Source organism: Mesorhizobium sp. M1A.F.Ca.ET.072.01.1.1 (assembly GCF_004023325.1).
Lineage (GTDB): Bacteria > Pseudomonadota > Alphaproteobacteria > Rhizobiales > Rhizobiaceae > Mesorhizobium.
The window spans coordinates 1-440 of sequence record NZ_RZSF01000744.1; the positions used below are offsets into that span (position 1 = coordinate 1).

The 440-nt window shown below is 58.4% G+C and carries 1 protein-coding gene; it reads left to right on the forward strand.

Features of this window, described 5'->3' with window-relative positions; translation table 11 throughout:
- The coding region (locus EOA32_RS39125) for a hypothetical protein (RefSeq protein WP_210214899.1) at positions 1-440 on the forward strand (440 nt) is incomplete at both ends.

The following is a 440-nucleotide window of genomic DNA, read 5'->3' on the forward strand; positions in this document are numbered from 1 at the left end:
CTTGAGCACGCGCTCGGAGTTGACCTCATTTACATTAACACCATCCAGCGCAACGTGGTGATGGTACAGCATAAGATGCTTGAGCCATCCGGAGGCGGCTGGGTCTATCGACCCGACGAGCAACTCGCGCAAGAGATTGCACGGATGGGCGCGTTCGGGCGACCAGGGCGTGGGGATGACACCGAGTATCGATTGCACTCGGGCGTGTTCTATCTGAAGTTCGTAAAGCGAAACGCGGCGATCCGGCAGGGGGGCGTCCTTCTGCCACTTGACCATTTCAAGTTGTTCGTTACGACCCCCGCGAGTCAAGGCCCGCGCGGCGGGTTGCGTATCGATTATGACGCACTTGGTGGACGTTACATGCGCGAACAGCCGTTCGTTGACCTGATCCGTGCAGGCTATATCGGGGCTTATGCGAACGACACGACGCAGTTGCAGAC